Below are 26,509 nucleotides of genomic sequence, written 5' to 3'. Positions count from 1 at the left end.
CTTTTACTTATGGGGTGGGTCTGGCTAGACTTCGCCTCCACATCCTCGTTCAGCCTGTATCTGCGATCCCCATGACGTTTGACGAACTCGCCCTTGCCCCCGCCCTGTTGCGCCTGCTGCCCGCAGCGCTGGAAAAACCGACCCCCATTCAGCAGCTAGCCATTCCTGCAGCCTTGTCAGGACGGGATCTGCTTGCCCTGGCCAGGACCGGCAGTGGCAAGACCCTGGCATTCGGCCTGCCGCTGCTGCAGAGGCTGGACGCAGCCAGTGATCGGGTACAGGGATTGGTACTGGTCCCCACCCGGGAGCTGGCAAGCCAGGTGAGCGCCGCCCTGCAGGAGATTGCAGACGGGTTGGGGGTGCGTCTCCTGACCCTGTGTGGCGGGGTGGCCCAGGAGTGGCAGGAGCGGGAACTGGCTCTCGGCCCCCAACTGCTGGTGGCGACCCCCGGACGGTTGCGGGACTTGCTGGCCCAGCAGACGCTGGGGCTGGGTGCCCTGCGCATGCTGGTGCTGGATGAAGCGGATCGCCTGCTGGAGATGGGGTTCTGGCCCGATATCCAGTGGCTGATGAAGGCAATGCCGGAGGCGCGGCAGCAGATGCTCTTCTCCGCCACCTTGCCGATCGAACTGGAGAGCCTGGCCTCGGGCCTGCTGCAGGATCCGGTGCGCATCGAGGCCGAGCCGCTCAACAGCCTGGTGAGCGACATCGAGGAGCGGCTCTATCTGGTCAACAGGAGCAGCAAGGTGCCTGCGCTGATCGCCCTGCTGGAGGCCGGAGAGTGGCCCCAGGTGCTGGTCTTCATCAGTGCCAGGGACGACGCGGACGGGGTGGCCAAGAAACTCGCCAGGGCTGGCATGACGGTGGCGGTCCTGCACGGAAACAAGGATCAGGCCACGCGGGAGCAGGCGCTGGCGGATTTCAAGGAGGGCAGGGTGCGGGTGCTGGTGGCCACGGACCTGATGGCGCGCGGCATCCACGTGGAGGCATTGCCGGTGGTGATCAATCTGGATCTGCCGGACCATGCCCCCGTCTACGTGCATCGTATCGGTCGTACCGCCCGTGCCGGACAGAGCGGTCTGGCCATCTCCCTTACTTGCCACGGGGATGGGGACGCGCTCGAGGGGATCCGGGCCCTGACCGGTCGGCCCCTGCCCCTGGCGGCGCTGGCAGGTTTCCCGGTGACCGACAAACCCGCCAGCGGGGAGAGCAAACGGGCGCCAAGAGACAAGCAGGCGAACCGTCGCACCCAGGGCAAGCGCAGCATCAAGCAGTTCAAGGGCAAATCCTGAGACGGACTTCTTGCCCCCGGCGGGAGCCTGTCGTCGTGAAGGAGAGGAGAGATCGGCAGCGCGCCCGGGGGCGCGCCAAACTACACGGCAAGGGGGTCAGTCGTGGAACTGGTTGATCAGGCGGGAGAGGTTTTGCAGCCGCTCCACCAGCAGGGTGATGCCATCGAGGGCTTGACGGCTGTTGTCCGCGGTGTGGCTCGCCAGTTGGTGGATCTGGTGGATCCCCTGATCCAGGGTGCTGGTGACATCCGCCTGCTGGCTCACCGCCTGGGCTATCTCGTCGCTGGTGTGGGTCACCCGGGCCAGCATCCGGTTGATCTGGTCGAGCACCTCGGCGGTGGCCCCCATGTGCTGCTGACAGAGCACTGATGTCTGGGCCCCCTGCTCCATGCCATCGGACAGTTGCCGGGTACTCTGTTGCAGCGCCCCTATCATGTCGCTTATCTCGCCGGTGGAGCTGCGGGTCTTCTGGGCCAAGGCCCGTATCTCGTCGGCCACCACCGCAAAGCCGCGCCCCTGTTCACCGGCCCGTGCTGCCTCGATGGCCGCATTGAGGGAGAGCAGGTTGGTCTGATCCGCAATCTGCCCGATCACCTCCAGAATGCCGTTGATCTTCTGGCTGTCCTGGGTCAGGCGCGCCAGCACGCCCTGGCTGGCGTCCAGCTCCTGATGAAGCCTGTCGACCGAATCCCGGGTGGTGGCCAGCGCCTGCTGACCACTGGCGGACACCTGCTGGACCTCGCCCACCAGCGCATTGGCCTGGTGGGCATTGTCAGCCACATCGCGGATGGACTGGCTCATCTGGGTGATGGCCGCCGCCAGTTGCTCGCTCTGGGCCCGCTGCTGTTGCAGGTGAGTGTCTATGGTCTGGATATGCCCCCTGTCATCTTCCGCCGCCTGCAGGATCTGCTGGTTGGTGTCCGCGCTGCGACCCACCACGGCGCGCAGCTCCGCCTTCTTCATGCGCAGCAGCAGTTCAAGGGCGGCCAGGCTGTCCTGACGCCTGGCATAGAGTACCTGGCAAAGGGCGCTGCCCTGCTCCTCGCCCGCCATGGCCAGCAGCCTGGCCAGCCGCCGTTGCAGATGCCAGCCATGTCCCATCTGGGCCAGCAAGCAGAGCAGGGTGATGACTCCCCACCCCGGCTGGCCGGTGACCAGACTGGCCCCCATGCCGAGCAGGGCGGTGCCAGAGAGCAGCAGACACAGCTGCCCGGGCTCCAGGGTCAGCCGGGTCAGCCAGGGCAGTGCCTTGCCGTCACGGATCCGGGCATAGAGCTGCTCTGCCCAGGCGATGTCGTGATCCTGGGGACGGGTGCGGACAGACTGGTATTCGATGATCTGCTGCTGATCGTTGAGGATCGGCGTGACGTAGGCGTTGACCCAGTAGAACTGACCACTCTTGGCGCGGTTTTTTACCAGCCCCATCCAGCTCTTGCCTTGTTGCAGGCGGCGCCACATGTCGGCGAACGCGGCCTTGGGCATGTCGGGGTGGCGGACCAGATTGTGGGGCTCCCCTTCCATTTCGGTCGCGCTGTAGCCCGCCACATCGCAAAAGTGCTGGTTGGCATAGGTGATGTGACTGGCGGGATCCGTGGTCGAGATCAGTGAGATGTGATCGGGGAAACGGATCTCCCCTTCGTGCCGGGTTGTGGTCATGTGCGCATCCTGAATGAGCCAAGTAACTGATAAAGTTATTTTTTATTTTTGTGATTGTTACGGCGTCATTGTAGATGCGGACTGTTACACCACCTTGGCTTGGGTCAATAAATCAACACGGGAAAGGCTGAAAAAAGTCGTAGATGGCGGGCTCAGCCGCGGGGAGTGAAGTCGTGGATCTCCCCCGTCCTCGGTTTGAAGCGGGGGTCATTGTCTTCTGCGCTGGCGACCCAGGCCATGGCCTGGCAGAAACTCTCCTGCTTGGCGAAGGCATCCCGGGCCTGATCGATGGCTCGTTCGGCATTGCGCCGCTCCATCTTGCTGGCCTTGCGGTCGCTGAACTGCTTCTGCTGGCTCAACATCCATTCGAGGAAGGCCTGGCGGCATTCGGTTTCATCGGCGGCCTTGGCGGGAAGGGCAACAAACAGGGCAATCAGGAGCAGAGCACGCATGGCAGGATCGGATCACGGGGTTGATGAATGAAAAGAGGCGGCATTTTATGCCGGGAACTTGAACAGGAACAGTGTCAGGAGGGGTCAGATGTCCCGACCCCTCCCAGGACTCAGTGTTTGACGAGGTAGAGCTGACGGCTGTAGGCCACGTCTTCCGGGTTGTTGATGGGATACCCCTTGAGCCAGGGCTTGATGAGCCGGGCATTGGTGTACTGGTAGATGGGGGCGATGGGGGCCTCCTTCTGCAAGATGGCCTCGGCCTCATCGAACAGGTGGGCCCGCTCTGCGGGATCCTGACTGTTGGCCGCCTGCGCCAGCAGCTTGTCGTAAGCCGGGTTGGCGAACCGGGCCATGTTGCCGCTGTGGCCCGATCCCCAGAGCCCGAGGAAGGCGGAGGGGTCGTTGTAATCGGCGACCCAGGAGGAGCGGATCACCTCGAACTGGCCGCTTTGACGGCTGTCGAGATAGGTTTTCCACTCCTGGTTGGTGAGCTCGACCCGGGCCCCCAGCTTCTGTTTCCACAGGTTGGCGATGGCCAGCGCCATCTTCTTGTGAATTTCCGCCGTGTTGTAGAGCAGGGTCAGCCTGAGGGGATTGCTTGGGCCGTAGCCCGCTTCTTTCAGCAGGGCTCTGGCACGCTCGTCCAGCGCTTGCTGACTGCTGGTGGAGAGCAGATTGGGCTTGGGGTCGAAGCCGGCGGTCACGTCCGGGGTGAAGTGGTAGGCCGGTTTCTCCCCGGTGCCCAGCACCTTGTCGGCAATCAGGCCCCTGTCGATGGTGTAGGAGAGCGCCTGGCGAACCCGTACATCATTGAGGGGCGGGCGCTGGGTGTTGAAGGCGTAGTAGTAGGTGCCGAGCTGTTCCGGGGTATAGACCTCCCCCGGGATCTGGGCCATCAGGCTCTGGTACTGCTCCTTGGGGAAGGATTCGGTGATGTGCAGATCCCCGGCCAGATAGCGGTGGGTGGCCGCGCTCTCCTGGTTGATGGGCACGAAGGTGACGCGGGTCAGCACCGTGTGGGCGCGATCCCAGTAGTAGGGATTGGGCGTCAGCTCCAGTTTCTCGTTCACCACCCGGTGACTCAACACGAAGGCGCCGTTGCCCACCAGCTTGCCGGGCTGGGTCCACTGGTTGCCATATTGCTCCATGCTGGCCTGGTGCAGGGGCGACAGGCTGGGGTGGGTCAGCAGGCTCAGGAAATAGGGCACCGGCTGGGAGAGGGTCACCTTCAGGGTATGGTCATCGACGGCCTCCACCCCGAGCGCATCGGGGGCCAGCCTGCCTGCCACTATGTCGTCCACCTTGTCGAAGCGGGCAAGCTGGGCGAACCAGGCGAAAGTGGCGGCTTCCCTGGGGTCAACCAGCTTGCGCCAACCATAGACGAAGTCGGCGGCGCGCACGGGGTCGCCGTTGGACCAGCGGGCATCCGGCCTCAGGTGGAAGGTGAATGTCTGGTTCCCCTCGTTGTCCCAGCGGGATGCCACCCCGGGCAGCACCTTGCCGTCCGGCCCCTGGGTCAGCAGCCCTTCGTAAAGGTCTCTGAGGACCTGCAGCTCCGGCAGTCCCACCAGCTTGAGAGGGCTCAGGCTCGCCGGTTCATCCTTGAGATGACGGACGACGGCCTGTTCGGCGGCGAGTGGGGTACCGGGCGGCACATCGGCAGCCTGGACGCAGGCACAGCCCAGCAGGGCCAGCAGGGGGCTCCATCCTTTCATGGTGAATCCTTCAAAATGTGTGAAGCGGGGAGAAAACTCGGCGAGAATGCATCGCCGGCAGATGGGAAATCATGATATCCCCTTTGCTGGTCAGACCGCCAGCATGAGTCCCATTGATATCCGATGCGGCTGTCAACGAAGGGGCGCCGTGAGCGCCAGGAAAAGGAGAGAATGATGAGAGCATGGATCTTGTTGGCCTGCGTGCTGAGCCAGGGCGCCTGGGCGTTGTCCCCGTGCGAGAAGAGCAGCCCGGTGGGAAGCTGGTGCGAGGTGAACATAGAGGCGCTGCACCCCACCCAGGGCGGCGTGGGGCAGTTGCAGGTGGATACCACTGCCCGGGAGCTGGCGGACAAGAGCGAGAAGCAGCTCGACAAGCTGATGAAAAAGAAAGAGATCCCCATCGTCATCGCGCCGGATGGGGGTTACTGGCTGGTGGACAGGCACCATCTGACCAAGGCGCTGTGGCAGCAGGGGGTGAAGCAGGTCAGGGTCAAGGTGATTGCACGGTTACAGGACAGGGCCAATTTCTGGAGCCAGATGCAGAACAACCACTGGGCCTGGCTCAAGGATGAACGGGGTCAACCCCTGACTCCCGAGCAGTTGCCCGGCCATATCGGTGAATTGCCGGATTACCCCTACCGCACCCTGGCGGGGCTGTTGCAGGATGCGGGCTACTTCAGCAAGAAGGAGCAGGTCTACTTCGTCGAGTTTGCCTGGGCCAGCTGGCTCGGCCAGCAGATGGCCTGGCAGCCGATCGATGAGGTCAACCTCGCGGATCGCCTCGCCGAAGCCAAACGGCTGGCGTGCAGCAGCAAGGCGTCGGATCTGCCTGGTTACCCCGGCAAGCAGTGTCGCGTCAATCAGCCCAGAACGGCGGGTTGAGGGATCCTGCACAAAGGGTCTGGTTGATATTTGTTCTCGATTGGCCATGATACAAACTCCACTCGTGTCGGCAAAGGAGAGGAACATGGAACATCAGAACTGGCAACGTTACATGCTGGAGGCGGAGAACGCCCTTGGCATGGGGGCTCTGGGCACGGCGATCTGCCTCTATCAGCAGGCCCTGGGGGAAGTGTATGAGCTGGCCTCCGGGGATCTGGACGAACTGGCCAGCATGCGGGTCGCCACCTGTCACCGCATGGCCGACTTCTGGCGTGCCATGGAAGAGCCCGCCTATGAACTGCGCTACCTCAAGCTCGCCTCCGAGCTGGTCACTGCCCTGGTGCCCCAGTGCCCCAACCGGGCGTGCGAATCTCTCATCAGCGAGCTGGGCTGCTGCCGCGCCGCCCTGCTCTCCTTCTTGAAGCGCCACCCCAATCCGGAGATTGCCCGGCTTATCCAGGTGCAGGACAGGGTGCAGGGCTGTGAGCTGATAGGCCGGTTCCGTCTCAACTGAGTTCAGCGCCGTTTTTGCAGCTTGCTGGCGATGCGGTTTTGCGCCTCTTCCCCTTGCAGGGCCTGGGCGAAGGCGCGCGCTTCCAGGTCGATGACGAAATGCACCGCCTGTTTGAGCTCCTGCTTGAGCAGCGCCTTGCTCTTCTGGAGCGCCATCGGCGGCTTGGCCGCCAGTTTCAGCCCTTGCTCCCGAGCGAAGGGGAGCAGGTCCGCCGGGGCCAGCACCCGGTTGGCGAGCCCGAGACGCAGCGCCTCTTCCCCATCGATGGCCTCTGCCAGCAGCAACAGCTCCGCCGCCTTGAGGTGACCGACGGCGCGTGGCAGCAGCAGGCTGGCGGCAAACTCCGGCACCAGTCCCAGCTCGACGAAAGGCAGCTGCAGCCGGGCGTTGTCAGCCAGATAGACCAGGTCGCAGTGCAGCAGCAGGGTAGTGCCGATGCCGACTGCCGGGCCGCCCACGGCGGCGATCACCGGTTTGGGGAAGTCCGCCAGGGTGTGCAGAAATTGCAGGATGGGATCGTCCGGCTCAAGGGCGTGCTTGCCAACAAAGTCGGCCAGATCGTTGCCGGCGGTGAAGCACTCCGCCTGGCCCTGCAACAGCAGCACATGGACCTCTTCGTCCCGGGCGGCCTGGCGCAGTGCGTCGGTCAGCGCCAGATACGTCTCCGTGTTGAGGGCATTGCGCTTTTCCGGTCGATTGAAGGTCAGGGTGAGCAAGCCGTCCTGCTGTTCGGCCAGAATTGTGAGGGCCATGTCTGAATCCTTGTTGTCGGGGGCTGTCAAAAGCTTGCCACAGGGGTAAGCTTTGTCTCGTTTAACAACATCATAAAAGGATTTCAACCATGTTTAAACGTGCGTTTTATTCCACCATGGCACTGCTTCTGGCCGCCCCGGCCCTGGCCAAGGTCGACGCGGTCGATGGTTATGTGCGCCTGCTGCCCCCTGGCTCGCCGAACACGGCGGCGTTCATGGTGCTCAGGAACGATGGGGACAAACCGGTGAAACTGGTGGCGGGTACGTCCCCTGAGGCGGGCCGTGTCGAGCTGCACACCCATTTGCACGAGAACGGCGTCATGAAGATGCGCCAGGTGGAGAGCATCGAGATCCCGGCCAAGGGGGAGGCCGTGCTCAAGCCCGGCAGCCTGCACATCATGTTGTTCGACATCCATACCCTGGCCCAGGGCACGCCCTTCCCGCTGACCCTGACCCTGGACGATGGGCAGACGCTGTCACTGAGCCTGCCCGTGAAGCCGGTCGAACCCATGAAAGGGATGAAGCACTGACATTTATGGACGCTTGTTCAGCTTTTTACTCTAGGTATTCCTTGCCCAGCGGGTAAAATGATGGCCTTTCCAGTCCAAAATGGAGCGAAGTGATGAAGAAGACCCTGATTGCCGGCACTGTGATGGCTCTGCTCAGCCATGGGGCCATGGCCGCCAATGACTGGCGTTTTGCGGCGGGTGCCGATCTGTGGAATGCCCAGGGAAGTGGCCAGGTCAGCAGCGTGGGTGCCGATGGCAGCTACGACGAGAACTACAACTGGAGCGGCTACCTGCAACTGGAGCACGGCATCCTGCTGCTGCCCAACGCCAAGTTTGAAATGTCCGACTTCAGCAGCAGCGGTGGCAGCTTCAACAACGATCTGCTGGCTTACGACCTGAGCCTCTACTATCGCCTGTTCAACAACGATCTGTTCCAGATCGATCTGGGTCTGACCGGTCGTCGCTACGACGGTGATTTCAACACCCAGCACTACTCCTATGACAAGGATGTGCTGATGGCCTACACCGGGGGTGAAGTACGCATCCCGGGGACCGGCTTTGCGGCGTTTGGCGATATGCGGGTGCAGGATGCCGACAACTACGACTACCGTCTGGGCGGCTCCTACAAGTTCTCTTCCGTGCCGCTCAAGATCCGCGCCGGCTGGCGTGAGGCCGAGATGGACTTCGATCGCGTCGATCAGACCATCGACGGCTGGTTCATCGGTGGTGAATTCACCTTCTGATCTCCCTGAGGAGCACACATGGGCCACATCATAGTGACTGGCGCGGGGTCCGGACTGGGCCGCGCCCTGACCATAGGGCTGGTTGAACGCGGCCATCAGGTTTCCATGATGGGTCGCCGTTACCAGAAACTGCAGGAGCAGGAAGAGCTGCTCGGCAAGGCGGTGATCGGCATTGCCGCCGATCTGGCGCACCACGAAGAGGTGGATGTCGCCTTTGCCGCTGCGGTGGAGTGGGGCGGCCTGCCCGACATGGTGATCCACTGTGCCGGTGTCGGCGAGTTCGGCCCGGTGGGTGTCTACACCGCCGAGCAGATCCGCCGGGTGGTGGAGAGCAATCTCATCTCCACCATACTGGTGGCCCAGCAGACGGTGCGCCTCATCGGTGACAAGGGCGGCGTGCTGGCGAATGTGCTCTCCTCTGCCGCCCAGACCGGCAAGGCCAACGAGAGCCTCTATTGCGCCTCCAAATGGGGCATGCGCGGCTTTCTCGAATCCTTGCGGGCCGAGCTGAAGAGTGCTCCCCTGCGACTGGTGAACCTCTATCCGAGCGGGATCCGCAGCGAGTTCTGGGAGAATTCGGATCACGTGGATTCGAGTGGCTTCATGACGCCGGAAGACGCTGCAGCCTACATGCTGGATGCGCTGGCCGCGAGAAGCAGCTGCCATGTGACCGATCTCTTTATCGGTCGCAATAGTTGAGATAGTGGGCTCCGGCCCTTGCCGCCCAGAAGAGCAGAAACAAAAGGCGCGCCATTTGGCGCGCTTTTTCATTGATGTGCAGTGCTAAATTATCTGCTTGCCTGCCTCTCTTTACGCCGGGCCATCATGGATGTGAAGGCGGGTAAATTCAGTGCCGACATGGCATGGATGATTGATGATGCATGTCGGCACATATTATTTCCGAGTCGCATATTCCCGCAGGAAGGATGGAATCACCTGTTTTGGCTTCTTGCCAAGGGTCAGCAGCAATTCAAAGTCCGGGTCGATAATGCCATGTCGACACGCCAGCTCTTCCAACAAGGCAAGCCAGAGGTGAGCCGTCACCTCGGCATCCGCCAGGGCACGGTGAAACACCCCGTCATTGGGCAGGCTCCGGTATTGCACCAGGGTACCCAGCTTGTGATCCGGGGCATCGGGAAACAGGCGCCTCGATAGCAGCAGGGAACAGGCGAACTGGCCGCGGTATTGCGCCGACAATCGCTCTATTTCCGCATCCAGAAAGCGCTTGTCGAAGGAGGCGTTGTGGGCGACCAGATTGTCATCACCGATAAAGTCGACGAAATCCGCCATCACCTCGTTACAGGGGGGAGCCTGTTTCAGCATGGCATTGCTGATCCCGGTATATTGCTCGATGAAGCTGCTCACGTTGAAGCCCGGATTCATCAATGCCGAGAAACGCTCACTGATATGGCCATCCTTGATTCTGACGGCACCGATCTCGATGGCTCTATCCCCTTGTCCGGGTGAAAGCCCTGTGGTCTCGAAGTCGAGCACGACAACGGTATTGGCTGAGGCGATGGACATAACTTCTCGGGCAAGCTGGGTAAAGAGCGCCAGTCTAGGAAATCAGCCGTGCCGTGTACAGGGCAATGCAGTTATCTCATTGGTTCACGCTGGAGACGCATTTTTGTGCATCATGGCTGAGAGCCATATAAAAAGCCCCGAGTGCCGTGGCACTCGGGGCTTTCCTATGAAAAGCGAAAGGCGGTGTCGCGTTATCAGCGACCCAGCTTGGCCTTGAGCAGGGCAACGATCTCTTTGATCGCCACTTCCTGCTTCTCGCCGGAGCGGCGGCACTTGTACTCCACCACGCCGTTGTCCAGACCACGGTCACCGATGACGATGGCGTGGGGCACACCGATCAGCTCCATGTCGGCGAACATCACACCCGGGCGCTCCTTGCGGTCGTCAAACAGCACGTCTACACCGGCGGCTTTGAGCTCGGCGTAGAACTGCTGTGCCTGCAGGGCCACGCGCTCGGACTTGTGCATGTTCATCGGCACGATGGCCACTTCGAACGGGGCGATGGCGTCCGGCCAGATGATGCCGTACTGGTCGTTGTTCTGCTCGATGGCCGCAGCCACCAGACGGGAAACCCCGATACCGTAGCAACCCATCTCCATGGTGACGGACTTGCCGCCTTCGTTCAGCACGCTCGCCTTCATCGCTTCGGAGTACTTGGTACCCAGCTGGAAGATGTGGCCCACTTCGATACCGCGCTTGAGCAGCAGCTTGCCCTGGCCGCACGGGCTCGGGTCGCCTTCCACCACGTTGCGCAGGTCGGCCACTTCGTAAGCGGTGATGTCGCGATCCCAGTTGGCACCGGTCAGGTGGAAACCGGTCTCGTTGGCGCCGCAAACAAAATCGCTCAGATGGGCGGCGCTGCGATCGACGATGATGCGACCGGCAAAGCCGACCGGGCCGATGGAGCCTGCGTCGCAACCGGCGGCAGCCTTGATCTGCTCGTCATTGGCGAAGGTCAGCGGGTTAGCCACGCCAGAAAGCTTCTCGGCCTTGATTTCGTTCAGCTCGTGGTCGCCACGCAGTACCAGGGCGATGACGGCCTGTTTGCCGTGCTCGTCTTCCTCGGCCAGTACCAGCAGGGTCTTGGCGATGGCGGTCGGCGCCACGTTCAGGAAAGCGGCCACTTCATCGATGGTGTGGACGGCCGGGGTGGCCACCTTGGTCAGGGCTTTGGTTGCGGCAGCGCGCTCGCCAGCCGGTGCCAGGGCTTCGGCCATCTCGATGTTGGCGGCGTAATCGGATGTATCGGAGAAGGCGATCAAGTCTTCACCGCTCTCGGCTAGCACCTGGAATTCGTGGGAGCCGGTGCCCCCGATGGAGCCGGTATCGGCCTGCACCGGGCGGAAGTTCAGACCCATGCGAGTGAAGGCGGTGCAGTAGGCCGCGTGCATCTTCTCATAGGTATCGACCAGGGAAGCCTTGTCGATGTGGAAGGAGTAGGCATCCTTCATCAGGAATTCGCGGCCGCGCATCACGCCGAAACGGGGGCGCACTTCATCGCGGAACTTGGTCTGGATCTGGTACAGATTCAGCGGCAGTTGCTTGTAGCTGTTCACTTCGTAACGGACCAGCGCGGTGATCACCTCTTCGTGGGTCGGACCCAGCACGAAGGGGCGGTTGTGACGGTCGGTCAGGCGGCACAGCTCGGGGCCGTAGTCATCCCAACGGCCGGACTCCTGCCACAGCTCGGCGGGCTGTACCACCGGCATGGACACTTCGACGGCACCCGCATTGTTCATCTCTTCGCGGACGATGTTTTCAATCTTCTTCAGGACCCGCAGGCCGGTCGGCAGCCAGGCGTACATGCCGGAAGCGAGTTTGCGGATCATCCCGGCGCGCAGCATCAGCTGGTGGCTGACAACTTCAGCGTCGGAGGGGGTTTCCTTGAGAGTGGAAAGCAGATATTGGCTGGTACGCATCGCGGTAGACCTTCGCTAGTTCGGGCGGCTTGGCCCTGGAAAATTTCAAGTGCGGAATTTTAACAGGCGAAGTCCCCCGGCCCAAGGGCTAAATTCAGCGGCGCTGGGGGTAGGGCGGGGGCCTTGCCCCGCCCGCACTAGACCCGAAATTGCGACAGCAACTGCTGTTGCTGCTGGCTAGCCTGATGGAGGGAGGAGGCCAGTTGCAGGCACTCCTGGGTTTCCTGTTCGCCCGTCTGGGCCTGCAGGCTGATATCCGAAACCTTGCCCGTGGTGTGCCCCAGGGTGTGGGAGAGCTGGCTGGTCGCCTCTGCTACCTGTTGCACCATGTCGGCGAGCTGATCGATGGCCTCTTCTACCTTGAACAGGATCTGTTTGGTGTTGTCGGAGTCCGCCATACCCGATTCCACGGTTTTCAGGTTGCGTTGCATCATCAGATAGGCCTGCTCTGTCTGCTGCTGGATGCTGTTGATCACGTCCGTTATCTCGGCGCTGGAGGTGGCGGTGCGATTGGCCAGGGTGCGCACCTCGTCGGCCACCACGGCAAAACCGCGCCCCATCTCGCCCGCCCGGGCGGCTTCGATGGCGGCATTGAGTGCCAGCAGGTTGGTCTGCTCCGAGATATTGCTGATGGTGGAGATGATCTGGCCAATCTGCCCTGCCTGCTCCTTGAGGGCATTGATGGCGGTGGCACATTCACCCACCTCCATGACCACCCGCTGCATGCCGGCGGTGGCGGAGGAGACATACTGGCTGCTTTGCGTGGTGAGCTGGCGTACCTCGTTGGCGTTGTGTGCCGCCAGGTTGCAGTTGTCCGAGATGGTGGTGGCCACCTGCACCATCTGCTCGCTGTCGTGGTGCAGCGCCTGGGCATGCGCAGCGGTCTGGCGGCTGCTCTGGCTGATGGCCTGGACCCGGTTGACCGAGGTGTGCACGTGCTGGTTGATGTGCTGGTTGTTGTCCATGGTGGCGCTGATCATCTTCTGCAGCTTCTCGATGAAGCGATCCACGCTGCCGGCCAGGGAGCCAATCTCGTCGTCGCGTGAGAGGTTTATGCGGGCATTGAGATCTCCTTCCCCTGCGGCGATGTCCTGCATGCGCTTGTCGACCTGGAGTAGCGGGCGAACAATGGTGCGCACCAGCCAGAAGCCGCAGCCGGTGACGATCAGCAGGCTGAGCAGCAAGCCCCCCAGGATGAGTCCCCTGGTGTAGTCGATGATGGCGTTGAGCTGGTGAACCTGATCCTCGACGGTGGCGTCCCCCTGGGCCTCGACCTCGACCAGCGCCAGCCTGAGCTGGTCGGCACTGTGTTCGTAACGGGCCAGCTGGTTCTGATAAGCGCTCAGTGCTGTGGTCCATTCACGGATCAGGCGGGCATTGTCGGCCTGCAGGGCGCGATACTGGGTGGAGAGCATTTGGCCTGCAAACTCCCCGTCGCCGGGCACATCGAACTGGCCGGTTGCCAGCATGCCGTCAACCGCGTCCTGATAGAAGCGGGTGGCTTGTGCCAGCTCGGCCTGGATGGCAGGAGTGAGGCCTTCGCTCTGCATCTTCTCCAGCGCATAGAGCTGGCGCAGGAATCCGATGTTGGCCTCCATGCCGCCATCGGCCGCCTGCCAGCGGGTCGCGAGGCCGCCGTTCCAGCTGATGGCCTGATCCGGTGAGCGGGTGAGGCTCTCGACGGCCTCGTCACCGATCACCTCCAGCCTGGTCGAGAGGCGTGACATGCGTTCAGAACTGGCACGCAGCGCCTCATCGGCGCTCATGAAGGTGCGATAGAGAGTCAGCAGCTGTGCCTGCTCTTGCTGATAGGTCTGCTCATGCTGCTTCAGCGTGGTGATGGCTGCCGCATCGATGAGCCCGCCTTGCTCCACCCGGCGCAAAGCGTCGCTGGCCGCCTCTTTTGCCCGTTGCAGCTCCGGTGCGTCGAGGGGGATCCCCGAGAGCATCTTCTGGATATAGAGCGACTGGTTGCCGAGTTCGATGGAGCCCTCCATGGCACCATCTGCCGTCTGCCAGGCGGCCCCCAGGACGTAGGAGAGCAGATCAGCCAGCCGCTGGCTGCCATACCAGCCGATCGCCCCCATGCCCAGGGTGCAGCCGAGCAGAATGGTGAGTCCGAGGTTGGATGTGGTGACGATTTTCATGATTCAAGCCTTCCATGGTGCCGAACAAGACCATTTCAGTGTTCAATCAATGACGAAGATGTGCCATCCCCGATGGAAAATAAAGTGACGGACAGTGTTCTGAACGAGGGAAATGGACGGGTATGAAGAGCTGGTCATCCCATGATCTGCATGGACCTATGCTGGATACTTATCCAGTTATTCTTTATGCTATGACCCAATTTGCGAGAGTCTGCGTGGCGAGGAAAAGAACATGATCGGTCGCTTGAGAGGCGTCATCATCGAGAAGCAACCCCCCGAGGTGTTGCTGGAAGTCGGAGGGGTGGGATATGAGGTTCATATGCCCATGAGCTGCTTCTATGATCTGCCCGAACTCGGGAAAGAGGCCGTCATTCACACCCACTTCGTGGTGCGTGAAGATGCCCAGCTGCTCTACGGCTTCAACCACAAGCAGGAGCGGGCGCTGTTTCGCGAGCTGATCAAGACCAACGGGGTCGGCCCCAAGCTGGCACTGGCCATTCTCTCCGGCATGACGGCCACCCAGTTTGTGATGAGCGTCGAGCGCGAGGAGATAAGCTCACTGGTCAAGTTGCCCGGCGTGGGCAAGAAGACCGCCGAGCGCCTGGTGGTGGAGATGAAAGACCGCCTCAAGGGCTGGGTCAGCCACGATCTCTTCTCCCCGGCCGAAATCACCCTGCCCGCGAAAGAGAGCCCGCTGCGTGCCCCGGATGCGAGCGAGGAGGCGGCCAGTGCACTGGTGGCCCTCGGCTACAAGCCGCAGCAGGCCAGCCAGATCGTCAGCAAGGTGGCCGCCGATGGCATGTCGGTAGAGGAGATCATTCGTGAATCCCTGCGCAGCCTGGTGTGAGGTAGACAATGATTGAAGCGGATCGCCTCATCTCGGCCGGTGCCGCCCGTGAGGACGAGATCATCGATCGGGCCATCCGGCCCAGAAAGCTGGCCGATTACACCGGACAGGATCACGTCTGCGATCAGATGGAGATCTTCATCGAGGCCGCCCGCCAGCGCGGGGAGGCCCTCGATCATCTGCTGATCTTCGGGCCTCCCGGCCTTGGCAAGACCACGCTGGCCAACATCGTCGCCAACGAGATGGGGGTCAACATCAAGACCACCTCGGGCCCCGTGCTGGAGAAGGCCGGCGATCTGGCGGCGCTCCTCACCAACCTGGAACCGAACGATGTGCTCTTCATCGACGAGATCCACCGTCTCAGCCCGGTGGTGGAGGAGGTGCTCTATCCGGCCATGGAGGACTACCAGCTCGACATCATGATAGGGGAGGGGCCAGCGGCCCGCTCCATCAAGCTCGATCTCCCTCCCTTCACCCTGATCGGTGCCACCACCCGGGCCGGCTCCCTCACCAGCCCCCTGCGAGATCGGTTTGGTATCGTGCAGCGCCTCGAGTTTTACAACGTCAAGGACCTGACCGACATCGTCTCTCGCAGCGCCCGCTGCCTCGGGCTCGACATGACGGAAGACGGCGCTCTCGAGGTAGCCCGTCGCTCCCGGGGGACGCCGCGCATTGCTAACCGTTTGTTAAGGCGGGTACGAGATTTTGCCCAGGTGAAGTCAGACGGGCGAATTGACGGACCCATTGCGGCCCGAGCCATGGACATGCTGGACGTGGACAATGAAGGCTTCGACTTCATGGATCGCAAGCTATTGTTGGCCGTCATCGACAAGTTTATGGGGGGGCCCGTCGGGCTCGACAACCTGGCCGCCGCCATAGGGGAAGAGAAGGACACCATAGAAGACGTGCTGGAACCTTATCTGATCCAGCAAGGCTATCTGCAACGTACACCCAGAGGGCGGATCGCAACTCAGAGAGCCTACGTACACTTTGGCCTGGAACGACCGGCAGATCAGTAGACGTTGCGATATGAACCAAAAAGCCGCCCTTGAGGCGGCTTTTTGTTTTGCGGGCAAAAAAAAGCCCACGGCACAGGCGGTGGGCAAAGACAATTCAGGATGGATGTTCACAGACAGTGAGCGCGTCTGCAGACCGGTCGGGAAAAAACAGAGGAGCCGTCGCGAGGCTTCAGAGTCGGTTCATTTGATAGAGTTGAACGAAAGAAAGCTTGTAGTAACGGATGGTCTTGGCAACAAACTTTTTCATCATTAATCCCAACAAACAGGTTCGAAATGTTCATCGAATACGTACCGGGAACCCGGAATGACCGGCCTGTATTCAGAGGTATGCCCTCACTGCGAGGCGCATTGTAGGAGCTCTTTCCGGGTGGGGCAAACAAGAAAATCTATGGGCTTTTGATTAGATAAACTAATGATTTTGGTGGGGGTGTCAATCCGCATAAACATGTGTTTTTACTGGGTTTAAATTGATTTTTGGATGAGCCTGGCCATTTATTGAAATAATCGAGATGCGAAGGCTTTATTTCCGGGGTTGCGTATTTGTTTAACAGAATTGAAACTATTTTGATTGGTCATAAAATTGATTTAAATCAATTATTTACGACTTATCGTTTTTTGTGATGAAGCTCCCATAATTAATGGGGAAAGCCCTATAAGTTACCTTGAAAAAACATGTATTGAGGGTGGTTTTACATTGATTTCAATCAAATAAAGGTGATATAAAACAGCGATCATTATAGGCGGGAATAGAACCCTGGTTATTGTTTATTAGATGTTAAACATTAGCTTTTTTTGTTCCTGTATATTGCCTTGTTGTTAATGTGGTGGCAGTCGAATCCGGTCAGTCCGCGAGGGGTGACCGACCGTTCGGGGACTTCCAATGGAAGCTTTGTCCTTAAAACTTAAAATAGCCGTGCCAATAATCGGTGAGGAAACATCATGATTGCTGAGCATGTGGTAGACCTATCGCGGTTCCAATTTGCTGCGACGGCCCTTTATCACTTCCTGTTTGTACCCTTGACGCTGGGGATGGCCTTCATCCTGGCGATCATGGAGTCTGTCTATGTGATGACCAACAACACAGTGTACCGGGACATGACCAAGTTCTGGGGCAAGTTGTTCGGTATCAACTTTGCCCTCGGGGTTACCACCGGGCTCACCATGGAGTTTCAGTTCGGTACCAACTGGGCTTACTACTCCCACTATGTCGGCGATATCTTCGGGGCCCCGCTGGCCATCGAAGGCTTGATGGCCTTCTTCCTGGAGTCCACCTTCGTCGGTATGTTCTTCTTCGGTTGGGATCGTCTCAGCAAGCGCCAGCACCTGGCGGCTACCTGGCTGATGGCGCTCGGGACCAACCTCTCCGCACTCTGGATCCTGGTCGCCAACGGCTGGATGCAGAACCCGGTGGGTGCCGAGTTCAACTTCGAATCCATGCGCATGGAGATGGTGAGCTTCGCCGACCTGGTGTTCAACCCGGTTGCCCAGGTCAAGTTCGTCCACACCGTGGCGGCAGGCTATACAACGGGCGCCATGTTCGTGCTCGGGATCTCCTCCTATTACCTGCTGAAGAATCGTGATGTGGCGTTCGCTCGTCGCTCCTTCGCCATCGCGGCCGCGTTCGGCATGGCCTCCATCCTCTCCGTGCTGGTGCTGGGTGACGAGTCCGGCTACGAGACCGGGGAAGTGCAGAAGGTGAAACTGGCGGCCATCGAGGCCGAGTGGAATACGGAGCCGGCTCCGGCATCCTTCACCCTGTTCGGGATCCCGAATCAGGAGGAGATGCGCACCGACTACGCCATCAAGATCCCCTATGCCCTCGGCATCATCGCCACCCGTTCCCTGGACGGTCAGGTGACTGGTCTCAAGGATCTCAAGAGCGAGCATGAGCTGCGGGTGCGCAACGGCATGACCGCCTACGACCTGCTGACCAAGCTGCAATCCGGTGACAAGTCCGACGATACCCGCGCCCGCTTCGACGAAGTGAAGCAGGATCTGGGCTACGGTCTGCTGCTCAAGCGTTACACCCCCAACGTGACCGACGCCACCGACGAGCAGATCAAGGCTGCCGTGGATGACTCCATCCCGCAGGTACTGCCGCTGTTCTTCGCCTTCCGCATCATGGTTGCCTGCGGCATCCTGATGCTGGTGCTGATCGGTCTGGCCTTCTATGACAGCACCCGCCACAAGATCGGTGAGCGCAAGTGGCTGCTCAAGGCGCTGCTGTACGGCATTCCGCTGCCCTGGATCGCCATCGAGGCTGGCTGGTTTGTCGCTGAGTATGGTCGTCAACCCTGGACCATCGCCGAGATGCTGCCGACTTATGTCTCTGCATCCAACATTCCTGCGTCCGAGATCTGGTTCTCTCTGATCGGGATCTTCCTGTTCTACACAGTACTGCTGATCATCGAGATGTACCTGATGTTCAAGTATGCGCGCCTGGGCCCAAGCAGCCTGAAGACGGGCAAGTACCACTTCGAACAGAGCAAGGCATAAGGAGAGTGACCCATGTTTGATTACGAACTGTTGCGTCTGGTCTGGTGGGTGCTGGTCGGCGTGCTGCTGATCGGGTTTGCCATCACCGACGGTTTCGATATGGGGGTGGGCGCCCTGCTCCCCTTCGTCGGCAAGAAGGATGTGGAGCGTCGCGTGATGCTCAACACCATGGGGCCGCACTGGGAAGGTAACCAGGTCTGGCTGGTGACCGCCGGTGGCGCCCTGTTCGCCGCCTGGCCCATGGTCTATGCGGCGGCCTTCTCCGGCTTCTACATCGCCATGATCCTGACCCTGATGGCGCTGTTCTTCCGTCCGGTCGGCTTCAAGTACCGCTCCCTGCAGGAAGATGCCAAGTGGCGTTCCAACTGGGACTGGGCTCTGTTTGCCGGTAGCGCCATTCCCCCTGTCATCTTCGGGGTGGCGTTCGGCAACCTGCTGCAGGGTGTACCGTTCAGCTTCAACCAGTTCCTGATGATGACCTATCACGGCAACTTCTTCGGTCTGCTCAATCCGTTCGGCCTGCTGGCCGGTCTGGTGAGCCTCTTCATGATCATCACCCAGGGTGCAACCTGGCTGATGATGAAGACCGAAGGTGAAGTGCTGGCGCGCTCTCGCACCGCCGCCATGATCTTCTCCCTGCTGACCCTGGTGCTGTTCGCCCTGGCCGGTGTCTGGGTGAGCGGCATGGATGGTTATGTGATTGTGGGCTCCGTCGCCACCGACGCCGTCACCAACCCCCTTCACAAGGAAGTGGTGGTGCAGGCCGGTGCCTGGATGCAGAACTACAACCTCTATCCCTGGATGATTGCCGCACCCGTGCTGGGTCTGGTGATGTGTCTGCTGACCGCCGTGGCGGCCAAGCTGGACAAGGGGTGGGTGGCGTTCCTGTTCTCCTCCCTGGCCATCGCCGGCATCATCCTGACCGCGGGCTTCTCCATGTTCCCGTTCGTGATGCCCTCGAGCCTCGAGCCGTCCCAGAGCCTGACCATGTGGGATTCCACCGCCTCCTTCAACACCCTCAAGGTGATGACGGTAGTCGCAGTCGTCTTCGTGCCGACCGTGCTGGCTTACACCATCTGGACCTACATCAAGATGTTCGGCCGGGTGAGTAACAAGCACATCGAAGACAACCAACAATCGCTCTACTAAGAAGGTGCCCTGATATGTGGTATTTCACCTGGATCCTGGGGCTGCTGCTGGCCTGTGCGTTTGGGATTATCAATGCGCTCTGGCTGGAGCACACCGAGAACCTGGATCGTCAGATTGATGAAGACAAGTGACAGGCTCGCCCGTCTGGCCGCTCCTCTGGAGCGCCAGCCATGGCAAGGTCTGATGCTGCTGGCGGCGGCCCTGCTGGCTGTCGCCATCTTGCAGGCGCCCAACCTGGTCGCGGCCAACACCAGTGAGCACGGCCTCTGGCTTGCGCCCTGGCTGATGTGGGCGGTCTGTTGCGGTGTCATGCATGGACTGGGGTTTCACCCGCGCAGCCTGGTGGGCCGCGTGCTGTTCTTCCCCTGGCTCGCCCTGCCCAGCCTGCTCTGCGGGCTCTGGCTGACCAGCAGCTACTACCTGCCATAAATGATGAAGGAGGTCGGCATGAGCCCACCTCCTTCTTCTTTTTTGAGGGGCGTGCCGCCGCCCGGTCAGAGCGACAGAACCTCGCTTGTCACGCCGCTCGCAACCACTTCTCTTGTCCGCTTTTCTTGTGATGCTGACAGCCCTGTGGTCTTCGGCCTGTCGGCGCCGCAGCACGCCATAAAAAACAGGGGGAGAGGGGATTTCCCTGTCTCCCCCTGCTTCTTTCCTATTCAGCCCTGCGCTATGATAGCCCCCCATCTGACTGTCGAATGGATCACAGATTTTTATGGGGGAAGTCTCTGAGTTTCCGGTGCGTGTCTACTACGAAGACACGGATGCCGGAGGCATCGTCTACAACGCCAATTATCTCAAGTTTATGGAACGGGCCCGCACCGAATTCCTGCGCGCAGGCGGCATCGAACAGGATGTCCTGCTGCAGGCGGGGATCGCGTTTGTGGTGAGTCGCACCGAAATCGACTTCCGCGCGGCGGCCCGCTTCAATGAACTGCTGACCGTAATGACGCAAGTAACTGAAGTGAAACGCGCTTCCATGCGTTTTTCACAGCAGATCCTGGCGGCTGATGGACGGCTGATCACTCAGGCCATGGTACAGATCGCCTGTGTCAGTCATCCGCAAATGAAACCTGTTGCAATACCTGAAAAAATCAAGGGAGTGCTGTTAAGTGCACGCTGAAATTTCGTTTATTGGCCTGTTCTGGCAAGCCAGTCTGTTGGTGAAACTGGTCATGATGACCCTGATGGGCATGTCGGTCGTCTCCTGGGCGCTGATCATCCAGCGCTCCAAGGCCATCAAGGCGGCCAACCTCGCCTCGGAGCAGTTTGAAGACAGATTCTGGTCCGGGGTCGACCTCAATCGTCTCTACCAGGAGTCCTCCTCCCGTCGTGACGACATCGAAGGCATGGAAGACATCTTCTACTCCGGCTTCAAGGAGTATGCCCGCCTGCTCAAGGCCGGTGCCCGCGGTCAGGATGCGGTGATGGACGGTACCTATCGTGCCATGCGCGTTTCCCTGTCCCGTGCAGTGGACGATCTCGAGTCCAACCTGCCGGTCTTGGCGACCATCGGTTCCATCAGCCCCTATATCGGTCTGTTCGGTACCGTCTGGGGGATCATGAACGCCTTTATCGCTCTGGGCCAGGTTCAGCAGGCGACCCTGCAGATGGTGGCACCGGGTATCGCGGAGGCGCTGATCGCCACCGCCATGGGTCTGTTTGCCGCCATCCCGGCCGTTATCTTCTACAACCGCTTCACCAACAAGGTCGAACGGCTGGAAAACGCCTACGCCAACTTCATGGACGAGTTCACCACCATTCTGAACCGCCAAATCGCACAGCAGGGTGAGAAGTAATGCAAACCTATCAGCGGCTCAAACGCAAGAAGGTCGCCGAGATCAACGTGGTGCCCTATATCGACGTCATGCTGGTGCTGCTCATCATCTTCATGGCGGTCACGCCCGTGATCACGCAGGGGGTCAAGGTCGACCTGCCCCAGGCGGAGTCCGAGCAGTTGCCGGAAGACTCCAAGCCGCCTTTCATCGTCAGCGTCAATACCGAGGGTGAGTACGTCATCAAGGCCGGCGAGGCGGATGACGAACCCGTACCGAGCGGCACACCAGAGGCGATGCAGCAGTACATCACCGAGAAGGCCATGGGCTATCTGGCCATCAACCAGAACGCGCCCGTGGTGGTCGCCGGTGACAAGTCCGTGCGCTACGAGGAGGTGATCCTGCTGATGGTGGCCCTCAAGAAAGCCGGTGTGCCTCAGGTTGGTCTGATGACGGATCCGGTGAACTGACGGAGATGGATGTGAAGCGTGGTATTTCCGGTTATCTCGTCGCGTCGCTGCTGCTGCATCTGATCATCGGCATCATCCTGCTGGTCGGTGTCGACTTCAGCAAACCCAAGCGCCCCGAGTCCAAGGGACAGATCGTCAATGCGGTCATGATGGACAGCGAAATGCTGGAGCAGCAGATGCAGCAGGTCCAGCAGCAGAAGCAGGCCCAGCCCAAGGCTGCACAGCAGCAGAAGGACAAGGAAGACGCTGAGCGCGTCAAACGCGAGCTGGCACAGGAGCGTCTGCGTATCGCTGAGACCAAGCGCAAGCAGGCCGAAGAGGCGACTCGCAAGGCCGAAGCCGACAAGCAGAAGAAAGAGGCTGAACAGAAGCAGGCGGAAGAGAAGGCCCAGAAAGCCGAGGAAGCCCGCAAGCTGGAAGAGCAGAAGACCAAGAAGGCCGAAGCCGAACGCAAGGCGGCGGAAGAGGCCAAGGCGCTGGCGCTCAAGAAGAAAAAAGAAGAGCTGGAGAAGAAGCAGGCTGAAGAGAAGGCCAAGGCGGAAGAGGCCAAGGCCAAGAAAGCGGAAGCCGAGAAGAAGGCCAAGGCCGAAGCCGAGAAAAAGGCGAAGGCGGAAGCCGAGAAGAAAGCCAAGGCCGAGGCCGAGAAGAAGGCGAAGGAAGAGGCTGACAAGAAGGCAAAAGCTGACGCAGAGAAGAAGGCGAAGGCCGAGGCTGACAGAAAGGCCAAGATTGAGGCGGAGCGCAAGCGCAAGGCGGCCGAAGAGGCCAAGTTGCAAAAAGAGATGGAAGCCATGATGGAGCAGCAGCTGGCCGCCGAGGCCAATGCGCGCAGTCAGGCAGCATCGGCAGCCGCCAAGGGCGAGGTCGACAAGTATGCCGCCCTCATCAAGGCCACGGTCGAGCGCTACATGATTTTGGATCCCACCATGCGGGGCAAAACATGTACTATCGGTGTCAAGTTGGCCAGTAGCGGCTTCGTCATCTCGGTGGACAATGGTCAGGGTGATCCGGCGGTCTGTCGCTCCGGCAAGGCGGCGGTGCTGAAGGCCAACCAGTTGCCGGTGCCGAAGGATCCGGCGGCATTCGAATTGATGAAGGATCTACGCCTTCAGCTAGCGCCAACGATTTAAGAGAGTGTTTCTGCTTTGATTGGCAAGGGTTGTTGATCAGAGAACTGAGTCTCAAATTGGAACTGAGAGTTTAAGCCATGATAAGAAAAGTGTTTTTTGCTTTGGTTGGCTGTTTGTTGCTGGGCCAGAGTGCTCAGGCGGCCTTGGACATCGTCATCACCGGCGGTATCGACAGTGCACGTCCCATCGCCATCGCCCCGTTCAAGTGGGAGGGCAATGGCCAGTTGCCGCAGGATATCGCGGAAGTGGTCTCCAACGACCTGATGCGCAGCGGCAAGTTCAAGCCGCTGGCCCGTGGCCAGATGCCGCAGACGCCGAGCACCAGCGGCGAGATCAACTTCGCGCCCTGGGCTTCCCAGGGGGTCGAAGCCGTGGTGGTCGGCTCCATCGCCGCCGTGGGTGATGGCACCTACAAGATCAACTTCGAGCTGGTCGACGTCCTGAAAGGCCAGCTGGCCAAGACCCAGGGCGGTGAAGCGAACGGTTACATCCTGGACAGCCGCATGGCGACCATCCCGGGTGCCCAGATGCGCCAGTTTGCCCACCGCATCTCCGACATCGTCTACGAGCGTCTGACCGGTGAGCGTGGTGCCTTCCTGACCCGTCTGGCCTATGTCTCCGTGCAGCAGGGCACCCAGTTCCCGTATCAGCTGCGGATCTCCGACTACGACGGCTACAACGAGAAGACTCTGTTGCGCTCCCGTGAACCCCTGATGTCCCCGGCCTGGTCGCCGGATGGCAGCAAGCTGGCTTACGTGAGCTTCGAGAACCAGAAGTCCGAGATCTATGTGCAGGACATCTACACCCAGCAGCGCAGTCTGATCACCAGCTTCCGTGGCATCAACGGTGCGCCGGAGTGGTCTCCAGATGGTCGTCGTTTGGCTATTGTTCTGTCCAAAGATGGGCAGCCTGACATCTATGTCGTTGATGTTGCTAGCAAGCAACTCACTCGAGTCACAAATAACCGCACCATCGACACCGAACCCTCCTGGATGCCGGACGGTCAAACTTTGCTGTTCACCTCTGAACGTGGTGGCAAACCCCAGATTTATAGCGTAAATTTGGCGACTGGCATGACTCGCCGGATGACCTGGGAAGGGGATTCCAACCAGGGGGCATCCATCACACCGGACGGCAAGTCCATGGTGATGGTGACCCGGGTTCAGGGACAATATCGCATCGCTCGCCAGGATATGGAAAATGGAGCCATGCTGGTACTGACCCAGAGTGCTCTGGATGAATCGCCAAGTGTGGCTCCCAATGGCAGCATGATCATTTATGCCACCATCTATCAGGGTCGTAAGAGTCTCGCATTGGTGTCGACCGACGGTCGCTTCAAGGCAGTGCTTCCGACCAGTAGCGGTGAAATTCGTGCACCAGCTTGGTCGCCCTTCTTGAATTGATAAAAATCGATTGTTTTTTGTTTTGTTATAAAGGTTTAAGGAAATAGCATGCAACTCAATAAACTGCTCAAGGGTCTGGCCATCGCACTGCCACTGTTCACCCTGGCTGCCTGTAGCTCCTCTTCCGACTCCGACGCCGCTGGCGCCGAGTCCGGCATGACCGACGGCATGGGCGGTGTACAAACCGGCGGCGCCAACGGCATGTTGTCCCCGGAAGAGCAGATGCGTCAGAAGTTCGAAGCGCTGCAACGCGACAACGTGATCTACTTCCCGTACGATGGTTACGACATTCAGGGTCAGTACGCCGACCTGCTGGATGCCCACGCCAGCTACCTGCGTGAACGTCCGAGCGTCAAGGTACTGATCGAAGGCCACGCCGACGAGCGCGGTACGCCGGAGTACAACATCGCGCTGGGTGAGCGTCGTGCCAAGGCTGTTGCCAAGTATCTGCAAACCCTGGGTGTGCAGGCCGAGCAGCTCTCCATCGTCAGCTATGGCGAAGAGAAGCCGCTGGATCTGTCCCACACCGAGGAAGCCTTTGCCAAGAACCGCCGTGCGGTCCTGGTTTACTAAGGTTTGAGTCGAACGAAGTTCGTTTATATGCAAGCGGCCATTTCGATGGCCGTTTTATTTGCACTAAACGTCAAGGTTTGATCCGAATGAAATCTGTATCAGCGAGCGACTATGCGCTGACCGTTTTATTTGCACTAAACGCTAAGGTTTGATCCGAATGAAATCTGTGTACAAGCAAGCTGGTGTTGCGCTGGCCGTGTTGGTTGCTTTGAATGCGCAAGCAGCGGCACCCGTGAGCGATCTGAGCGGGGATTCTGGCAGCAGCGGCGTGGTGCTGAGCGGCAACAATGGTGCCATCGTACCGACCGGCAGCCTGGAAGACCGGGTTGCTCTGCTGGAGCGAACCCTCAACGCCCGTCTGCGTCTGCAGGCCGAACTGCAGCAACAGGTCGACTCCCTGCAAGGGGAGGTCTCCGAGCTGCGTGGTCAGCTGGAACAGCAGACCTACCAGATGGAGCAGTCCCAGGAGCGCCAGCGCCAACTCTACCAAGAGCTTGACAAGGTGGCCAACAGCCAGCCCGCCGCCACGCCCGCAACACCTGCTGCAGGTGCTGCAACGCCTCCTGCCGCGGCTGCCAACTACTCCACCAACCAGGATGAGAACCAGGCCTACGACGCGGCCGTGAACATGGTGCTCAAGGAGAAGAACTACGACAAGGCCATTCCTGCCTTCGAAGGGTTCATCAAGCAGTTCCCGAACTCCAGCTATGTTCCCAATGCCCACTACTGGCTCGGCCAGCTGATGTTCAACAAGGGCGACAGGGCGGGGGCCGCGAGCCAGTTCTCCACGGTGGCGAACAAATACAGCAAGTCACCCAAGCGGGCCGATGCCCTGCTGAAACTCGGCATGCTCGCCCAGCTTGACGGCAAAAAAACAGAGGCCAAGGCCTTCTATGAGCAGGTGATCAAGGGTTACCCCAACACCTCGCCGGCCCAGCTGGCCAAACAGAGTCTGGCCAAGCTGTGACATTGCTGCATGTCACTGTTTTCGTAACACTCTTGTAAATACCGCCGTGCTTTGTATGCGCAGTGAACAATCAGATTTAATTTAAGATTTTTCTATTGCGCCAGGATGATAAATCCGTAATATAGGCCGCCGTCAGAGCCGGAGCAGTAATGCAGTCGGCACTGGTCGTGGTGAGGGTCGTTAGCTCAGTCGGTAGAGCAGTTGACTTTTAATCAATTGGTCGCTGGTTCGAATCCAGCACGACCCACCATTTCTTCACAGCAGGTGAAGACAATATTCCCAGGTCGTTTAGCTCAGCTGGGAGAGCACCTCCCTTACAAGGAGGGGGTCACTGGTTCGAGCCCAGTAACGACCACCATGTTGTAACGCTGGCCGCCACATGCGGCTGGTGAAAGGTTCAGGATGTGGGTCGTTAGCTCAGTCGGTAGAGCAGTTGACTCTTAATCAATTGGTCGTAGGTTCGAACCCTACACGACCCACCACTCTGAACATTTAATCCCAGGTCGTTTAGCTCAGCTGGGAGAGCACCTCCCTTACAAGGAGGGGGTCACTGGTTCGAGCCCAGTAACGACCAC

General features: G+C 60.0%; 27 protein-coding genes and 4 tRNA genes. 24 read left to right on the top strand and 7 right to left on the bottom strand.

The genetic code is table 11. The features are described from left to right. The first annotated feature begins 71 nt into the window (after positions 1-71). Positions 72-1,292, top strand: coding sequence for a DEAD/DEAH box helicase (locus OKC41_RS15110; RefSeq protein WP_270672129.1), 1,221 nt, complete (start codon positions 72-74; stop codon positions 1,290-1,292). Positions 1,293-1,388: 96 nt separating this feature from the next. On the opposite strand, the gene OKC41_RS15105 is transcribed toward OKC41_RS15110, so the two are convergent. The 3 genes from OKC41_RS15105 to OKC41_RS15095 all read right to left on the bottom strand — a co-directional run bounded on the left by OKC41_RS15105 (position 1,389) and on the right by OKC41_RS15095 (position 5,115). Further along, the gene (locus OKC41_RS15105; RefSeq protein WP_042864414.1) at positions 1,389-2,948 is read right to left on the bottom strand and encodes a PAS domain-containing methyl-accepting chemotaxis protein; all 1,560 of its coding nucleotides are present in this window, start codon (positions 2,946-2,948) and stop codon (positions 1,389-1,391) included. Between the two features lie 152 nt (positions 2,949-3,100). Next, on the bottom strand, positions 3,101-3,400 hold the full coding sequence (locus OKC41_RS15100) for a hypothetical protein (protein WP_010672856.1): 300 nt from the start codon (positions 3,398-3,400) through the stop codon (positions 3,101-3,103). A 110-nt stretch (positions 3,401-3,510) separates the two neighbouring features. Continuing rightward, a complete protein-coding gene (locus OKC41_RS15095) occupies positions 3,511-5,115 on the bottom strand; it encodes an ABC transporter substrate-binding protein (protein WP_201895095.1) in 1,605 nt (534 codons plus the stop codon). A gap of 174 nt (positions 5,116-5,289) precedes the next feature. Here OKC41_RS15095 and OKC41_RS15090 point away from each other — a divergent pair, with 174 nt between their 5' ends. Further along, on the top strand, positions 5,290-5,997 hold the full coding sequence (locus OKC41_RS15090) for a ParB-like protein (protein WP_201895096.1): 708 nt from the start codon (positions 5,290-5,292) through the stop codon (positions 5,995-5,997). 85 nt (positions 5,998-6,082) lie between these two features. Next, positions 6,083-6,511, top strand: a complete 429-nt coding sequence (locus OKC41_RS15085) for a DUF2753 family protein (protein ID WP_039039476.1) — start codon at positions 6,083-6,085, stop codon at positions 6,509-6,511. Between the two features lie 2 nt (positions 6,512-6,513). On the opposite strand, the gene OKC41_RS15080 is transcribed toward OKC41_RS15085, so the two are convergent. Continuing rightward, positions 6,514-7,263: an enoyl-CoA hydratase-related protein gene (locus tag OKC41_RS15080; protein ID WP_201895097.1), complete on the bottom strand. Its 750-nt coding sequence runs from the start codon at positions 7,261-7,263 to the stop codon at positions 6,514-6,516. A gap of 89 nt (positions 7,264-7,352) precedes the next feature. On the opposite strand from OKC41_RS15080, the gene OKC41_RS15075 reads away from it, so the two are divergent. The 3 genes from OKC41_RS15075 to OKC41_RS15065 all read left to right on the top strand — a co-directional run bounded on the left by OKC41_RS15075 (position 7,353) and on the right by OKC41_RS15065 (position 9,214). Beyond that, positions 7,353-7,793: a copper chaperone PCu(A)C gene (locus tag OKC41_RS15075; protein WP_201895098.1), complete on the top strand. Its 441-nt coding sequence runs from the start codon at positions 7,353-7,355 to the stop codon at positions 7,791-7,793. Between the two features lie 92 nt (positions 7,794-7,885). After that, entirely contained in the window at positions 7,886-8,515 is a 630-nt protein-coding gene (locus OKC41_RS15070) for a TIGR04219 family outer membrane beta-barrel protein (RefSeq protein ID WP_010672862.1), read from the top strand. Positions 8,516-8,533: 18 nt separating this feature from the next. Then, on the top strand, positions 8,534-9,214 hold the full coding sequence (locus OKC41_RS15065) for an SDR family oxidoreductase (protein WP_041214522.1): 681 nt from the start codon (positions 8,534-8,536) through the stop codon (positions 9,212-9,214). A 195-nt stretch (positions 9,215-9,409) separates the two neighbouring features. Here OKC41_RS15065 and OKC41_RS15060 read toward each other — a convergent pair whose 3' ends face one another. From OKC41_RS15060 to OKC41_RS15050, 3 genes are all read right to left on the bottom strand, one after another. Beyond that, the gene (locus tag OKC41_RS15060; protein ID WP_041214523.1) at positions 9,410-10,039 is read right to left on the bottom strand and encodes a PolC-type DNA polymerase III; all 630 of its coding nucleotides are present in this window, start codon (positions 10,037-10,039) and stop codon (positions 9,410-9,412) included. A gap of 194 nt (positions 10,040-10,233) precedes the next feature. Next, complete coding sequence (locus OKC41_RS15055; protein WP_139739459.1) at positions 10,234-11,958, bottom strand: proline--tRNA ligase; 1,725 nt, start codon at positions 11,956-11,958, stop codon at positions 10,234-10,236. A gap of 137 nt (positions 11,959-12,095) precedes the next feature. Further along, on the bottom strand, positions 12,096-14,105 hold the full coding sequence (locus tag OKC41_RS15050; RefSeq protein WP_201895099.1) for a methyl-accepting chemotaxis protein: 2,010 nt from the start codon (positions 14,103-14,105) through the stop codon (positions 12,096-12,098). Positions 14,106-14,337: 232 nt separating this feature from the next. Here OKC41_RS15050 and ruvA point away from each other — a divergent pair, with 232 nt between their 5' ends. The 18 genes from ruvA (at position 14,338) to OKC41_RS14960 (ending at position 26,508) form a co-directional block, all read left to right on the top strand. Beyond that, a complete protein-coding gene (ruvA, locus tag OKC41_RS15045) occupies positions 14,338-14,952 on the top strand; it encodes a Holliday junction branch migration protein RuvA (protein ID WP_010672867.1) in 615 nt (204 codons plus the stop codon). Between the two features lie 8 nt (positions 14,953-14,960). Continuing rightward, positions 14,961-15,971 (top strand): Holliday junction branch migration DNA helicase RuvB, encoded by a 1,011-nt coding sequence (gene ruvB / locus OKC41_RS15040; RefSeq protein ID WP_045523367.1) that lies wholly within the window; start codon positions 14,961-14,963, stop codon positions 15,969-15,971. 10 nt (positions 15,972-15,981) lie between these two features. After that, entirely contained in the window at positions 15,982-16,224 is a 243-nt protein-coding gene (locus tag OKC41_RS15035) for a hypothetical protein (protein ID WP_029313687.1), read from the top strand. Positions 16,225-16,910: 686 nt separating this feature from the next. After that, positions 16,911-18,467 (top strand): cytochrome ubiquinol oxidase subunit I, encoded by a 1,557-nt coding sequence (locus OKC41_RS15030; protein WP_010672869.1) that lies wholly within the window; start codon positions 16,911-16,913, stop codon positions 18,465-18,467. Positions 18,468-18,479: 12 nt separating this feature from the next. After that, entirely contained in the window at positions 18,480-19,616 is a 1,137-nt protein-coding gene (cydB, locus tag OKC41_RS15025) for a cytochrome d ubiquinol oxidase subunit II (RefSeq protein WP_010672870.1), read from the top strand. A gap of 14 nt (positions 19,617-19,630) precedes the next feature. Continuing rightward, positions 19,631-19,747: a cytochrome bd-I oxidase subunit CydX gene (gene cydX / locus OKC41_RS15020; RefSeq protein ID WP_005331536.1), complete on the top strand. Its 117-nt coding sequence runs from the start codon at positions 19,631-19,633 to the stop codon at positions 19,745-19,747. After that, the gene (locus tag OKC41_RS15015) at positions 19,734-20,045 is read left to right on the top strand and encodes a cyd operon YbgE family protein (RefSeq protein WP_039039483.1); all 312 of its coding nucleotides are present in this window, start codon (positions 19,734-19,736) and stop codon (positions 20,043-20,045) included. Before cydX ends, OKC41_RS15015 begins: the two co-directional genes overlap by 14 nt. 286 nt (positions 20,046-20,331) lie before the next feature. Then, entirely contained in the window at positions 20,332-20,739 is a 408-nt protein-coding gene (ybgC, locus tag OKC41_RS15010; RefSeq protein WP_010672872.1) for a tol-pal system-associated acyl-CoA thioesterase, read from the top strand. Position 20,740: 1 nt separating this feature from the next. After that, positions 20,741-21,415, top strand: coding sequence for a protein TolQ (gene tolQ / locus OKC41_RS15005; RefSeq protein ID WP_213320854.1), 675 nt, complete (start codon positions 20,741-20,743; stop codon positions 21,413-21,415). After that, positions 21,415-21,861, top strand: a complete 447-nt coding sequence (gene tolR / locus OKC41_RS15000) for a protein TolR (RefSeq protein ID WP_010672874.1) — start codon at positions 21,415-21,417, stop codon at positions 21,859-21,861. Before tolQ ends, tolR begins: the two co-directional genes overlap by 1 nt. A 5-nt stretch (positions 21,862-21,866) precedes the next feature. Continuing rightward, positions 21,867-22,991, top strand: coding sequence for a cell envelope integrity protein TolA (gene tolA, locus OKC41_RS14995; RefSeq protein ID WP_201895100.1), 1,125 nt, complete (start codon positions 21,867-21,869; stop codon positions 22,989-22,991). Between the two features lie 77 nt (positions 22,992-23,068). Further along, positions 23,069-24,394 (top strand): Tol-Pal system beta propeller repeat protein TolB, encoded by a 1,326-nt coding sequence (gene tolB / locus OKC41_RS14990; protein WP_010672876.1) that lies wholly within the window; start codon positions 23,069-23,071, stop codon positions 24,392-24,394. Positions 24,395-24,442: 48 nt separating this feature from the next. Next, on the top strand, positions 24,443-24,967 hold the full coding sequence (gene pal, locus OKC41_RS14985) for a peptidoglycan-associated lipoprotein Pal (protein ID WP_010672877.1): 525 nt from the start codon (positions 24,443-24,445) through the stop codon (positions 24,965-24,967). 157 nt (positions 24,968-25,124) lie between these two features. Then, complete coding sequence (gene ybgF / locus OKC41_RS14980; RefSeq protein WP_201895101.1) at positions 25,125-25,934, top strand: tol-pal system protein YbgF; 810 nt, start codon at positions 25,125-25,127, stop codon at positions 25,932-25,934. Positions 25,935-26,108: 174 nt separating this feature from the next. Then, a tRNA-Lys gene (locus OKC41_RS14975) sits at positions 26,109-26,184 on the top strand. Between the two features lie 32 nt (positions 26,185-26,216). Then, a tRNA-Val gene (locus OKC41_RS14970) sits at positions 26,217-26,292 on the top strand. Between the two features lie 48 nt (positions 26,293-26,340). After that, positions 26,341-26,416: transfer RNA gene (locus OKC41_RS14965), tRNA-Lys, on the top strand. A gap of 19 nt (positions 26,417-26,435) precedes the next feature. Then, positions 26,436-26,508 (top strand) — tRNA-Val (locus OKC41_RS14960). Position 26,509: the final 1 nt, after the last annotated feature.

The sequence above is a fragment of the Aeromonas sp. QDB17 genome, from assembly GCF_027705305.1.
Lineage (GTDB): Bacteria > Pseudomonadota > Gammaproteobacteria > Enterobacterales > Aeromonadaceae > Aeromonas > Aeromonas caviae.
Note: the sequence above shows the minus strand (reverse complement) of the source record. Positions and strands in the feature narration are given on the sequence as shown.